Origin of the sequence: Psychromonas arctica, from assembly GCF_038155225.1 — a bacterium.
GTDB classification, from domain to species: Bacteria; Pseudomonadota; Gammaproteobacteria; order Enterobacterales; family Psychromonadaceae; genus Psychromonas; species Psychromonas arctica_B.
On record NZ_JBAKBA010000182.1, the window covers coordinates 1 to 238 of the forward strand.

A 238-nucleotide genomic window follows, 5' to 3' on the forward strand; every position below is an offset into this window, starting at 1 on the left:
GGAAAGTTTATATAGTTCAGCTTTCAGTATTAATGACTCTGAATATTATTAATTGTTATCTTATATATCTGCTTACCCATGCAGCAATATCTTCTGCAGCATATTCAGAATGTTTTTTGTCAGTTAATAGGTGATCTGACTTATCTAAAATGACAAAGCTCTTAGGGTGAACCGATGCTTGATAGATTTTATCAGCTTCGGAAATATTAACAATACTATCAATAGGTGACTGCATAAC

1 pseudogene is annotated in these 238 nt (G+C 31.9%); it reads right to left on the reverse strand.

Features of this window, described 5'->3' with window-relative positions:
- Positions 1–55: 55 nt before the first annotated feature.
- Positions 56–238, reverse strand: a pseudogene (locus V6255_RS18235) (osmotically inducible protein C); the annotation flags it as partial.